Below are 12,133 nucleotides of genomic sequence, written 5' to 3' on the forward strand. Positions count from 1 at the left end.
TAACTTGTCCTCATTCACGCAAACTTGGTTGTCGGCCAACTGCCGACGGAAGCACTCAATAGGTCAGCGGCAGAACCTGCCAGCGCCCGTCTTGCTGAATCAATTGCCGATCACAATCCGCCTCGCGGGCAGCACTCAGCGGCTGGCCAGGCAGGGCCTGGACCACGCGCTGGCCCTCGTGGCGCAACTGGCAGACCATCTGCCAGAGGGCCGCATCGCTGCTATCGGGCGTCCAGATGCCGCCGGCAGGCAATACGACCTCCGCTCGCCCCAGTGTGACCAGGGTCTTCAAATCCGTGGAAAATCCGGTGGCCGGGCGCGCCCGGCCGAAGTCGGCGCCGATGTCGTCGTAGCGCCCGCCTTGGGCGATGGACTGCCCGACGCCAGGCACGAACACGGCGAACACCACGCCAGTGTGGTAGTGATAGCCCCGCAGCTCACCTAGGTCGAAGTACAGCGGCAGGTCCGGGAAGCGTGCCGCCAGGCGATCGGCGATGGCCAGCAGGTCGTCCAGCGCCGCGAGCACGCCAGCCGGGGCACGTCCCAGGCGCACCCGGGCCTCGGCCAGCACCTCGCGTCCACCGCACAGCTCGCTCAAGGCGCGCAGCATGCTGGCCAGGTCCTTCGGCAGGTCGGCGGTCAACGCCTGGACCTCATCGATAGCCTTGCGCTGCAGCGCGTCGAACAGCTGCTGCTCGACCGCACCGGACAGGCCGGCGGCACGGGCCAGACCGCGATAGATGCCGACATGCCCTAGGTCCATGTGCACGTCGGGCACATCGGCCAACTGCAGCATCGCCAGCATCAGGCTGATCACTTCGACGTCGCTGGTCGGGCTGGCGTCGCCATACAGCTCCGCCCCCAGCTGGATCGGACTGCGCGAACTGGACAGCGCCCGCGGCTGGGCATGCAGCACGCTACCGGCATAGCACAGGCGGCTCGGGCCTTCGCGACGCAAGGTATGAGCATCGATACGCGCGACTTGCGGGGTGAAGTCGGCACGGAAACCCATCAGGCGTCCGGACTGCGGATCGACCACCTTGAATGTGCGCAGGTCGAGGTCCTGGCCGGCACCGGTGAGCAGCGACTCCAGGTATTCGATATGCGGCGTGACGACCAGCTCGTAACCCCAACTCTGGAACAGGTCCAACACCTGCCGACGCGCGATCTCGATACGCGCGGCCTCAGGTGGCAGTACTTCTTCGATGCCATCTGGCAGCAACCAGCGGTCTACCGTTGCCATTATGCCATTTCCCCTTTGGTCCGGGCGGCCTGCCTGCCGGCGAGCCATGAGTGGAACGGGTCTCCGCGCCCAACGGCGGGCAGCACTGATCCCAGCGCAACCGCCGTGCGAACACCCTTGGATACTTTGCGCCGGGGGCCGTCCCAGCGGCCGATGAACCTTGCAGACGCAAAAAAGCCGGGAATTTCCCGGCTGACTCATCATACACCCCTTTTTCCTCGGGATGCACCCCACCTGGCGTTTTCGCTGCCAGGCAGGGTCGGCATGCGCCGTCTTGACTCAAGGCCTGCTTTTGTCGAGGAAGCGGAAGAATTCGTTCTTCGGATCCAGGACCAGCACGTCGCTCTTGCTGGAGAAGCTTTCGCGGTAGGCCTGCAGGCTCCGGTAGAACGCGTAGAAGTCGGCGTCCTGGGTATACGCCGCAGCATAGATGGCAGCCGCCTGGGCGTCGCCATCACCACGGGTTTCCTCGGCTTCGCGATAGGCTTCGGCCAGCAGGACCCGGCGCTGGCGATCGGCATCGGCGCGGATACCCTCGGCCAGCTCGTTACCCTTGGCGCGATGCTCGCGGGCCTCGCGCTCACGCTCGGTGCTCATGCGATCGAACACGCTGCGGTTGACTTCCTTCGGCAGGTCGATGGCCTTGACCCGCACATCGATCACCTCGATCCCCAGCTCCTTGTTGGCCATGCGGTCGAGCGATGCGGTGATGTCGGCCATCAATGCATCACGCTCGCCCGAGACCACCTCGTGCAGGGTGCGCTTGCCGAACTGGTCGCGCAGCCCGCTTTCCAGACGACGCGACAGGCGTTCGTCGGCGATCTGCTTGAGGCCGGACGTCGCCGTATAGAAGCGTTCGGCGTCCTTGACCCGCCACTTGGCATAGGCGTCGACCATCACTGCCTTCTTCTCCAGGGTCAGGAACCGCTGGGTCGGGGCATCGAGGGTCATCAGGCGGGCATCGAACTTGCGCACCTGGTTGACGTAGGGAACCTTCACGTGCAGGCCGGGCTGGACATCGGCCTCGACCACGCGACCGAACTGCAGCAGCACCGCGCGTTCAGTCTGGGCCACGATGTAGAAGCTGTTCCATGCGACGATCGCCAGCACCACGGCGGCAATCAGGGCGATCAGCGATTTGTTGCTCATCAGCGGCTCTCCCTGGAACGCAGCGACTGCTGTTGCTGTTGCAGGTCGGCGGCGGCGCGAGCGGCGGCATCGTTGACCGATGGCGACACGCTGCCGGTCGACGCTGCGCTGTTGTTGCGGCTACCTTCGACCATCTTGTCCAGCGGCAGGTAGAGCAGGTTGTTCTGCCCATCCTTGGTCGCCACCAGGACCTTGCTCGAATTGCTGTAAACCTCCTGCATGGTCTCCAGGTAGAGACGCTGGCGGGTTACATCCGGCGCCTTGCGGTATTCGGCGACCAGCTTGGTGAAGCGATCGGCCTCGCCCTTGGCGCGGGCGATGACTTCGTCGCGGTAGCCGTTGGCGTCCTCGATGATCCGCTGCGCCTGGCCACGGGCCTCCGGCACCACGCCGTTGGCATAGGATTCGGCCTGATTGCGGGCACGCTGTTCGTCCTCGCGGGCACGGATCACGTCGTCGAAGGCTTCCTGCACCTCGCGCGGGGCTGCCGCGCTCTGCACGTTGACCTGGGTGACGGTGATGCCGGTGCGATAGGTATCCAGGAAACGCTGCAGACGCTCGCGGATATCCACCGCCATCTGCTCGCGCCCCTCGGTCAGCACCTGGTCCATCGAGGTGGAGCCCACTACATGGCGCAGGGCGCTGTCGGTCGCGTGCTGGAGACTGATCTCCGGCTGGTCGACGTTGAGCACGAAGTCCTGCAGGTTGGTGATCTTGTACTGCACGGTCAGCGGCACCTCGACGATGTTCTCGTCCTCGGTGAGCATCTGCCCCTGCTTGGTATAGGCCCGTTCGCGAGTCACGTTCTCCAGGTACTTGCGATCGATCGGCGGGAAGTAGATGTTCAGGCCCGGCCCTACCGTCTCGTGGTACTTGCCCAGGCGCAGCACCACGGCCTGCTCCTGCTCGTCCACCACGTACACGGCGTTGTACAGCCAGATGGCCGCGAGGACCGCCAGGCCTATGCCCAGCAGACCGTAGCCACCGCCCTTGCCGACTTTCCGGTCACCCCCACCGCGTTTCTTGCCACTGCCGAACATGCCGTTGAGGCTGTCCTGCAGCTTGCGGAAGGCCTCGTCGAGATCCGGCGGCCCCTTCTTGTCGCCACCACCGCCACCGCGGCGGCCGCCCCAGGGATCCTGATTGTTCGAGTTGCCACCCGGCTCGTTCCAAGCCATAGCGCTCTCCATCTGATAAAGCAAAGACGCGCCCACGGCGCGCCGTCCAATGCTACAGAATGCCTGTCACGGCTGCCCGGCGACGTGGTCGGGCATTTATTGCAAAGTGTGTTGCTCAATGAACGCTTGTGGCTCCAGCCCTTCCCGGCTGATCAGACGATTGAGTTCCACCCTTGGCAGACGCACGCTCAGCAGGCTGCTGCCTTCCTCATCGTGCTCTTCCTCCTGCACCGCGCCCAGCTCGAAGAGCTGCGCCCGCAGCCGGGAAAGCCGTTGTTCCAGGCGCAGGGTACCGACGAACAGGTCATTCCCCAGCAGTTCCGCGATGGCCTGGCCAACCAGCTCCAGACCGCGCCCGTCACGCGCCGAGACCCAAACCCGTTCGGGCTTGCCGTCGGCATTGCGCTGGATCTGCGGCTCGACATCCTCGAGCAGGTCGAGTTTGTTGTATACCTCCAGGATCGGCAAGCCTTCGGCACCGATCTCGTCCAGCACCGCCAGCACTTGCTCGATCTGCTCCATGCGCTCGGGCTCATGGGCGTCGATCACATGCAGCAGCAGGTCGGAGTTGCTCGACTCTTCGAGCGTAGCTCGAAACGCCTCGACCAGCTTGTGCGGCAGGTGGCGGATGAAGCCCACGGTATCGGCAAGCACGATCGGCCCGAGGTCATCGAGCTGCAGGCGACGCAAGGTCGGATCGAGCGTGGCGAACAGCTGGTCGGCGGCATATACGTCCGAAGCCGTAAGCGCATTGAACAGTGTCGACTTGCCAGCATTGGTGTACCCCACCAGCGAGACCGAAGGGATATCGGCGCGCCGGCGCCCGCGACGCGCCTGTTCGCGCTGGCTGCGCACTTTCTCCAGGCGCGCCTTGATCTGCCGCAGGCGTACCCGCAGCAGTCGACGGTCGGTTTCCAGCTGGGTTTCGCCGGGCCCCCGCAGGCCGATACCGCCTTTCTGGCGCTCGAGGTGGGTCCAGCCGCGCACCAGCCGCGTGCTCATGTGCTCGAGCTGGGCCAGTTCCACCTGCAGCTTGCCTTCATGGGTACGCGCCCGCTGGGCGAAGATGTCGAGGATCAGGCCGGTACGATCGAGCACACGGCACTCGAAGACACGCTCGAGGTTGCGCTCCTGGCTCGGAGTGAGGGTGTGATTGAAGATCACCAGATCCACCTGCTCGACATGGACCAGGTCGCGCAGTTCCTCGACCTTGCCGCTGCCAATCAGGTATTTGGCGGTGGGCTGATGCCGCGCGATGCTCGACATCGCGACGATGTCGGCCCCTGCCGACAACGCCAGTTCCTGGAACTCCTGCGGGTCTTCGCGCGCCTCAGGGTTCTGACCTTCCAAGTGAACGAGAAGTGCTCGTTCACCGCCACCGTGGCGCTCAAAGAACAAGAGAGACTCCTATCAGGCGTTGCCTGGCTCGGCGTCGCCGTGATCGGAATCTGACGGGCTTGGCAGGCGAACAGGGCGAGCGGGGACGACAGTGGAAATGGCGTGCTTGTAGACCATCTGGCTGACGGTGTTCTTCAGCAGCACCACGAACTGGTCGAAGGACTCGATCGAACCTTGCAGTTTGATTCCGTTGACCAGGTAGATGGAAACCGGGACTTTTTCTTTTCTCAAAGTGTTCAGGTAAGGGTCTTGTAGCGAATGCCCTTTTGACATATGCCGCACTCCTGTAGGGATCAATAATAGAAAACAACAAAAAACAGAGATTTCTGCCGGCCATCGCAATGATAGACGGCATTTGCAAGGACTCAGCTCAATATGGAGATGGCCCCGAGGTATTTCAAGGTGCGGGACAGATTGTCACAGGCCAGGCTATCAAGCCAGTGTACGTCGGACCAGCTGCGTAACCAGGTGAATTGCCGCTTGGCCAGCTGGCGCGTGGCGATGATTCCGCGCTCGCGCATCTGTACCGCCGTGAGCTTGCCATCGAGATGGTCCCAGACCTGTCGATAACCCACCGCTCGTATAGACGGCAAACCTGCGTGCAAGTCACTTCTGTTTCGTAACATACGGACCTCATCGACGAAGCCCTGTTCCAGCATCCGTGAAAATCGCAGAGCGATCCGCTCGTGCAGCACGTGACGATCCGCAGGCGCGATCGCCAGGCTGGCGACGCTGTAGGGCAACGGTCCTTCGCTGCTCAGGCCTTGAGCCAGCTGGCGCTCGCGGTGGCTGGTCATGCTCTGCCCGCTCACCCGGTACACTTCCAGGGCACGGATCAGGCGCTGGGGGTCGTTGGGATGGATGCGCGCCGCGGATGTCGGATCGACCTCGGCCAGCTGTCGGTGCAGCTGCGCCAGGCCGAGTTCGCGCGCCTGCGCCTCGAGCTCGGCACGGACCTGTGCATCGGCAGCCGGCATGTCGGCCAGGCCCTCGACCAGTGCCTTGTAGTACAGCATCGTGCCACCCACCAGCAGCGGAATGCGCCCGCGTGCGGTGATCTCGGCCATGGCGGCCAGGGCATCGCGACGAAAATCGGCCGCCGAATAGCTGTCGACCGGATCGAGAATGTCGATCAACCGGTGCGGATGCGCGGCGAGCACGGCCTGGGACGGTTTGGCGGTACCGATGTCCATGCCTCGGTAGACCAGTGCCGAGTCGACGCTGATCAGCTCGCAGGGAAGCACCTTGGTCAGCTCGATGGCCAGATCGGTCTTGCCGGCCGCGGTCGGGCCCATCAGGAATATCGCAGGAGGCTTGTCGTTCATCATCGGCCGCGCAGGAAGAGTTTGTCGAGGTCGTCCAGGCCCATCTGGGTCCAGGTCGGGCGGCCATGGTTGCATTGGCCGCTGCGCTCGGTGTTCTCCATGTCGCGCAGCAAGGCGTTCATCTCGAGGATGGCCAGGCGGCGGTTGGCACGCACCGCGCCATGGCAAGCCATGGTGCCGAGCAGTTCGTTGAGATGCGCCTGAATACGGTCACTGGTGCCGTATTCCATCAGGTCGGCCAGTACATCCTGCACCAGGCGGTTGGCCTCGGCCTGTTTCAGCAGTGCCGGGATCTGGCGAATCGCCAGGGTTTCCGGCCCCAGCCGCTGCAGCTCGAAGCCCAGTCGCCGGAACCACTCGGCATGCTCCTCGGCGCAATCGGCCTCGCGCTGGCTCAGCGCCAGGGACTCGGGCACCAGCAAAGGCTGGCCGCTCAAGCCTTCGCTGGCCATGGCCAGTTTCAACCGCTCGTACATGATGCGTTCGTGGGCAGCGTGCATGTCCACCAGCACCAGCCCGGTGGCGTTCTCGGCGAGGATATAGATGCCCTTGAGCTGAGCCAGGGCATAGCCCAGCGGCGGGATATCGCCCTGCGCCTGGGGCAGCTCCGTGGGCGCCGCCCCGGTAAGCGGTGCGAAGAACTCGCGGTAGACCGCACGCGCTTCGGCCGCTGGCACGCTGGGCGCTGGCTTTGGGGTGTACTGGTAGCCATGGCCGACGCTACCGCTGCTGCCGCTGCCATCCCCGCCACTTGGCGAATAGGGCTGCCGGGGCGCGCCTGCCGGCTGGTCGAGCAGCGACGCGGACAAGCGCATCTCGCCCTGCGGCCCGAACTCGCCAGCCTGCAGGCCGGTCGCACGGGGCGCTTGCTCGATCGCGGCCGGCGCTGCCACCTGATCCTGCGGACGGACGTCAGCCAGGGCGCGATGCAGGGTGCCGTAGAGAAAGTCGTGGACCATCCTGCCTTCGCGAAAACGTACCTCGTGCTTGGTCGGGTGCACGTTGACATCGACACCGCTGGGATCGAGCTCGAGGAACAGCACGAAGGTCGGATGACGACCGTTGAACAGCACGTCGCGATAGGCCTGGCGCACGGCGTGCGCGACCAGCTTGTCACGTACCGTCCGGCCGTTGACGAAGAAGTACTGCAGGTCCGCCTGGCTGCGAGAGAAGGTGGGCAACCCTACCCAGCCCCACAGGCGCAGGCCGTTGCGCTCGACTTCGATCGGCAGCGCCTGCTCGAGAAAGCCTGGCCCGCAGATCGAGCCGACCCGCCGCGCCCGCGCCATTTCATCCGCCGCCTCATGCAGGCCAAGCACGGTCTTGCCGTTGTGCCGCAGATGGAAGGCCACGTCGAAGCGCGCCAGCGCCAGCCGACGAATCACCTCCTGCAGGTGATCGAACTCGGTTTTCTCGCTCTTGAGGAACTTGCGTCGGGCCGGGGTATTGAAGAACAGGTCGCGCACCTCGACCGAAGTGCCCACCGGATGGGCCGCCGGCTGCACCCGCGGCGTCATGTCCCGACCCTCGGTTTCCACCTGCCAGGCCTCGCTGGCGCTGGCAGTACGCGACGTCAGGGTCAGACGCGCGACCGAGCTGATCGAAGCCAGGGCCTCGCCCCGAAAGCCCAGGCTCAGCACGCCTTCGAGGTCTTGCAGTTCACGGATCTTGCTGGTGGCATGCCGAGCCAGCGCCAGGGGCAGGTCGTCGGCAGGGATCCCGCTGCCGTCGTCACGCACGCGCAGCAACTTGACGCCGCCCTGCTCGACCTCCACGTCGATGCGCCGGGCGCCGGAGTCGAGACTGTTCTCGAGCAGCTCCTTGATCACCGAAGCCGGACGCTCGACCACCTCGCCGGCGGCGATCTGGTTGGCCAGCCGCGGGCTGAGCAGCTGGATACGGGCCTTCTCGCTCATCATTGCGACGCCAGGGTGGTATTGGGAATGGCCAGCTGCTGGCCGACCTTGAGCGCCTCGCTCTTGAGGTTGTTGGCACTGCGCAGGCTGGCGACGCTGACCTGGTAGCGCACGGCGAGCATGGCCAGGGTTTCCCCTGGTCGGACCGTATGTTCGCGCGGGCCCTGGGCGATCTTGCCGCTGTCACGCAGCCAGGCGATATAGGTGCCCGGTGGCGGGTTCTGTTGGAAGAACTGGCGCACACCGGTATGAATCGAGCGCGCCAGGGCCTGCTGGTGGCTACGGGTCGCGAGCTTGCTGGCCTCGTTGGCATTGGAGATGAAGCCAGTCTCCACCAGGATCGACGGGATGTCCGGCGACTTCAGCACCATGAAGCCGGCCTGCTCGACCCGCTGCTTGTGCAGCGGGGTGATGCGGCCCAGGTTGCCGAGCACCTTCTGCCCGACGTTCAGGCTGGAACTCAAGGTCGCGGTCATCGACAGGTCGAGCAGCACACCGGCGAGCATGCGGTCCTTGTCGTCCAGGCTGACGTTGCCGGCACCGCCGATCAGGTCGGAACGGTTCTCGCTGTCGGCCAGCCAGCGCGCGGTCTCGGAAGTTGCGCCGCGATCGGACAGGGCGAACACCGAAGCGCCGAAGGCCGCCCTGGAAGGCGCGGCGTCGGCATGAATGGAAATGAACAGGTCGGCACCCTTCTTGCGAGCGATTTCGGTGCGCTTGCGCAGCGGGATGAAATAGTCGCCGGTACGCGTCAGCTCGGCGCGATAGCCCTTTTCGGAATTGATCTGGCGCTGCAGTTCCTTGGCGATCTGCAGGACGATGTCCTTTTCGTGCTGCCCGCGTGCGCCAGAGGCGCCAGGGTCCTCGCCGCCGTGTCCGGCATCGATGGCGATGACGATGTCCCGCTTGCCGCTTGGCGCTGGTGGCAGCTTGGCCGCTGGCTGCGCCGGAGTCACCGGGAGCGCCGGGGTGCTTGCCGACGTCGCGACAGGGGTCGGTGCCGGAGCGGGGCTGCTGGCGGCAATGGCGTCTGCCTCTTCATCGTAGAGGTCGACGACCAGGCGATTGCCATACTGGGCATTGGGAGCCAGGGTGAAGCTCTTGGGCGTCACTGCCTTCTTCAGGTCGACCACCACGCGCAGGTCGTTCGGCGTGCGCTGTGCCGAGCGCAGGCTGGTGATCGGCGTATTGGAGGTGGGCACGTTCAACGGCGCGCCCAAGCTCGCGCCGTTGATGTCGATGACCAGGCGATCGGGCGCGCTCAGGGTGAAGACGCTGTGCTGGACCGGACCGGAGAGATCGAACACCAGGCGCGTGTTGTCCGGCGCTCGCCACAGACGCACGCTCTTGACCTGAGTGAGAGCCAGCGCGTCCAAGGTCACCGTCGTCAGCAGCAGCCCAACCAGCGTGACCAGTGCGCGTATGCGCATACCTTTCCCCATTACTGTTTGAATTCGGCGGCAAGCGCCGCGCACCAGGCTTCGCCGCGGGCACCCTGCGGCGACAAGGCAAGCGAGCGCCCGCCCGTTTGCGGGCTTATGGTAATGGTCAGGTCAGGCTTTGGCAAAACGCCCTCGCCCTTGTCTGGCCATTCGAACACGCACAGCGGATCACCTTCGAAATAATCGCGGATGCCCATGAATTCCAGCTCCTCCGGATCGACCAGTCGATACAGGTCGAAGTGATAAGCACGGACCTCGCCGATCTCGTAAGGTTCTACCACGGTGAAGGTCGGGCTCTTCACCGGCCCCTGATGCCCCAGACCACGGATCAGCCCGCGCGAAAGCGTGGTCTTGCCGGCGCCGAGGTCGCCCTCCAGGAAGATCACGCCATGGCCGCCAGTGATCGCGGCCAGACGCGCACCGAACGCGACGGTGGCCGGCTCGTCGGCCAGATACAAGGTTATGCCTGACACGCTGAATGCTCCTCCAATAGTTCTCGAATCACCGGAACCAGGTCGCTGGCCGCCAGGCCACGCCCCTTCACGCCCAGGCGCTCACCGGCACAGGCATGCAGCCAGACGCCCAGGCACGCCGCCGACCAGGCATCGAGCCCCTGCGCCAGGAACGCCCCCAGTACACCAGTGAGCACATCGCCCAGGCCAGCACCGGCCATCGCCGGGTGACCACGCTCGCACAGCGCCAGCTGCCCCCGTGGATCGGCCACCAGCGTTCCGGCCCCTTTCAGCACGCAGATGCTGGCGTGCCTGCGGGCCAGCTTGCGCGCCGTGCCAGGGCGATCGGCCTGGACCGCCTCGATCGAGATGCCCAGCAGCCGCGCCGCCTCGCCGGGATGAGGCGTCAGGATACTGCCACCGGGCATCGCCAGCGGCATGCGTGCCAACAGGTTGAGCGCGTCGGCGTCCCATACCTGCGGCACCTGCGCGTCAGCCGCCACCGACAGCAGGCTGCGCCCCCAGGCGGCCTGGCCCAGGCCCGGACCGACCACCAGCACCGAAGCGCGCTCCAGCACGCCCATCAGCTGGTTGGCGGAGCTTACGCCCAGGCACATGGTTTCCGGCAGCCGGGTCAGGCCGGCGCCGACATGCTCGGGGCGAGTGGCGACGCTGACCAGGCCGGCACCGCAGCGCAAGGCGGCCTCGGCACTGAGCAGCACCGAGCCGCCGGTGCCCAGGTCGCCGCCGACCACCAGCACGTGGCCGAAGTCGCCCTTGTGAGCCTGGGCCGGGCGCGGCGCCAGGCCCACGAGATGGTCACTGTCCAGCCGCCTGGGGCTGGCATCGATGTGTTTGGTCTGGGGCATGAGGTCAAAGGCTCCGATGTCTGGCAGAATTATACGCACCTGAGCTGGTAATGCCTTTGTTCATCCCAATGTCCGCGCAAACTCTCGATCTCGCCGACCTGACCCTGTCGATCAAGGACTGGGGCCGGGCGCTCGGCTTTTCCCATGTCGGCATCGCCGGAACGGACCTTGGCGAGCATGAGCAGCACCTGCAACGCTGGCTTGACGCCGGCCACCACGGCGAAATGGAGTACATGGGCGCACATGGCAGCAAGCGCTCGCATCCTGACGAGCTGGTACCCGGTACCTTGCGCGTGATTTCGCTGCGCATGGACTACTTGCCAGGCGACACGCAGATGGCTCGTCGTCTGGCCCAGCCGGAGAAGGCCTACGTTTCGCGCTACGCACTGGGCCGCGACTACCACAAGCTGGTACGCAAGCGCGTGCAGCAGCTGGCCGAGCGTATCGAGCAGGTCATCGGCCCGTTCGGCTTCCGCGCCTTCGTCGACAGCGCGCCGGTACTGGAAAAGGCGCTTGCCCAACAGGCCGGGCTGGGCTGGATCGGCAAGAATACCTTGCTGCTCAACCGCAAGGCCGGCAGCTACTTCTTCCTGGCCGAACTGTTCGTCGACCTGCCGTTGCCACTGGATGACGCCCAGGCTTCGGAACATTGCGGACGCTGCCAGGCCTGCCTGGACATCTGCCCGACCCAGGCGTTCGTCGGTCCCTACCAGCTCGACGCCCGACGCTGCATTTCCTACCTGACCATCGAATTCAAAGGCTCTATACCGGTCGAGCTTCGCCCGCTCATCGGCAATCGCGTATTCGGCTGCGATGACTGTCAGATCACCTGCCCGTGGAATCGCTTCGCCCGGCCGACCGCAGAACATGACTTCATGCCCCGTCACGGCCTGGACAACGCCGACCTGGCCGCGCTTTTCCTGTGGGACGAAGCGACCTTCCTCGGCAACACCGAAGGTTCGCCACTGCGCCGCGCCGGCCATGAACGCTGGTTGCGCAACCTCGCCGTCGGCCTGGGCAATGCCCCCTCGACCATCCCGGTACTCGAAGCGCTGCGCGCCAGGCGCGACCATCCCTCAGCGCTGGTGCGCGAGCATGTGGCCTGGGCCCTCGCCCAGCACGAACCCTAGCACTGAGCTGCAAGCTGCGAGCCGATCGCGG

General features: G+C 65.3%; 11 protein-coding genes. 1 reads left to right on the forward strand and 10 read right to left on the reverse strand.

The features are described 5' to 3' along the window. Positions 1-55 precede the first annotated feature (55 nt). From ACY8GK_RS13565 to ACY8GK_RS13610, 10 genes are all read right to left on the reverse strand, one after another. A complete protein-coding gene (locus ACY8GK_RS13565; protein ID WP_462401442.1) occupies positions 56-1,243 on the reverse strand; it encodes an ATP phosphoribosyltransferase regulatory subunit in 1,188 nt (395 codons plus the stop codon). 279 nt (positions 1,244-1,522) lie between these two features. Further along, entirely contained in the window at positions 1,523-2,392 is an 870-nt protein-coding gene (gene hflC / locus ACY8GK_RS13570; RefSeq protein WP_196176008.1) for a protease modulator HflC, read from the reverse strand. Beyond that, complete coding sequence (gene hflK / locus ACY8GK_RS13575) at positions 2,392-3,570, reverse strand: FtsH protease activity modulator HflK (RefSeq protein ID WP_196176006.1); 1,179 nt, start codon at positions 3,568-3,570, stop codon at positions 2,392-2,394. The genes hflC and hflK overlap by 1 nt, the downstream gene beginning before the upstream one ends. A gap of 96 nt (positions 3,571-3,666) precedes the next feature. Further along, positions 3,667-4,968 carry a ribosome rescue GTPase HflX gene (gene hflX / locus ACY8GK_RS13580; RefSeq protein ID WP_462401443.1) on the reverse strand — a complete coding sequence of 434 codons (1,302 nt, stop codon included), beginning with the start codon at positions 4,966-4,968 and terminating at the stop codon, positions 3,667-3,669. A 12-nt stretch (positions 4,969-4,980) separates the two neighbouring features. Next, positions 4,981-5,241: an RNA chaperone Hfq gene (hfq, locus tag ACY8GK_RS13585; RefSeq protein WP_196176002.1), complete on the reverse strand. Its 261-nt coding sequence runs from the start codon at positions 5,239-5,241 to the stop codon at positions 4,981-4,983. Between the two features lie 92 nt (positions 5,242-5,333). Beyond that, positions 5,334-6,293: a tRNA (adenosine(37)-N6)-dimethylallyltransferase MiaA gene (gene miaA, locus ACY8GK_RS13590; RefSeq protein ID WP_462401444.1), complete on the reverse strand. Its 960-nt coding sequence runs from the start codon at positions 6,291-6,293 to the stop codon at positions 5,334-5,336. Further along, positions 6,293-8,209 carry a DNA mismatch repair endonuclease MutL gene (gene mutL, locus ACY8GK_RS13595; RefSeq protein ID WP_462401445.1) on the reverse strand — a complete coding sequence of 639 codons (1,917 nt, stop codon included), beginning with the start codon at positions 8,207-8,209 and terminating at the stop codon, positions 6,293-6,295. The genes miaA and mutL overlap by 1 nt, the downstream gene beginning before the upstream one ends. Continuing rightward, positions 8,209-9,651, reverse strand: coding sequence for an N-acetylmuramoyl-L-alanine amidase (locus tag ACY8GK_RS13600; protein WP_230375519.1), 1,443 nt, complete (start codon positions 9,649-9,651; stop codon positions 8,209-8,211). Before ACY8GK_RS13600 ends, mutL begins: the two co-directional genes overlap by 1 nt. Continuing rightward, on the reverse strand, positions 9,651-10,124 hold the full coding sequence (tsaE, locus tag ACY8GK_RS13605; RefSeq protein WP_196175993.1) for a tRNA (adenosine(37)-N6)-threonylcarbamoyltransferase complex ATPase subunit type 1 TsaE: 474 nt from the start codon (positions 10,122-10,124) through the stop codon (positions 9,651-9,653). Before tsaE ends, ACY8GK_RS13600 begins: the two co-directional genes overlap by 1 nt. Further along, positions 10,112-10,972, reverse strand: coding sequence for an NAD(P)H-hydrate dehydratase (locus tag ACY8GK_RS13610; protein ID WP_196175991.1), 861 nt, complete (start codon positions 10,970-10,972; stop codon positions 10,112-10,114). The genes tsaE and ACY8GK_RS13610 overlap by 13 nt, the downstream gene beginning before the upstream one ends. A 68-nt stretch (positions 10,973-11,040) precedes the next feature. On the opposite strand from ACY8GK_RS13610, the gene queG reads away from it, so the two are divergent. Next, positions 11,041-12,102 (forward strand): tRNA epoxyqueuosine(34) reductase QueG, encoded by a 1,062-nt coding sequence (queG, locus tag ACY8GK_RS13615; protein WP_462403023.1) that lies wholly within the window; start codon positions 11,041-11,043, stop codon positions 12,100-12,102. The last annotated feature ends 31 nt before the right edge of the window (positions 12,103-12,133 follow it).

It is taken from the genome of Pseudomonas sp. Marseille-QA0332, assembly GCF_054950175.1.

What these genes read in the sequence shown, in the direction of transcription:
- ACY8GK_RS13565 (WP_462401442.1), bottom strand. Translation starts at nt 1,243, where the DNA reads ATGGCAACGGTAGACCGCTGGTTGCTGCCAGATGGCATCGAAGAAGTA.
- hflC (WP_196176008.1), bottom strand. Translation starts at nt 2,392, where the DNA reads ATGAGCAACAAATCGCTGATCGCCCTGATTGCCGCCGTGGTGCTGGCG.
- hflK (WP_196176006.1), bottom strand. Translation starts at nt 3,570, where the DNA reads ATGGCTTGGAACGAGCCGGGTGGCAACTCGAACAATCAGGATCCCTGG.
- hfq (WP_196176002.1), bottom strand. Translation starts at nt 5,241, where the DNA reads ATGTCAAAAGGGCATTCGCTACAAGACCCTTACCTGAACACTTTGAGA.
- miaA (WP_462401444.1), bottom strand. Translation starts at nt 6,293, where the DNA reads ATGAACGACAAGCCTCCTGCGATATTCCTGATGGGCCCGACCGCGGCC.
- mutL (WP_462401445.1), bottom strand. Translation starts at nt 8,209, where the DNA reads ATGAGCGAGAAGGCCCGTATCCAGCTGCTCAGCCCGCGGCTGGCCAAC.
- ACY8GK_RS13600 (WP_230375519.1), bottom strand. Translation starts at nt 9,651, where the DNA reads ATGGGGAAAGGTATGCGCATACGCGCACTGGTCACGCTGGTTGGGCTG.
- ACY8GK_RS13610 (WP_196175991.1), bottom strand. Translation starts at nt 10,972, where the DNA reads ATGCCCCAGACCAAACACATCGATGCCAGCCCCAGGCGGCTGGACAGT.
- queG (WP_462403023.1), top strand. Translation starts at nt 11,041, where the DNA reads ATGTCCGCGCAAACTCTCGATCTCGCCGACCTGACCCTGTCGATCAAG.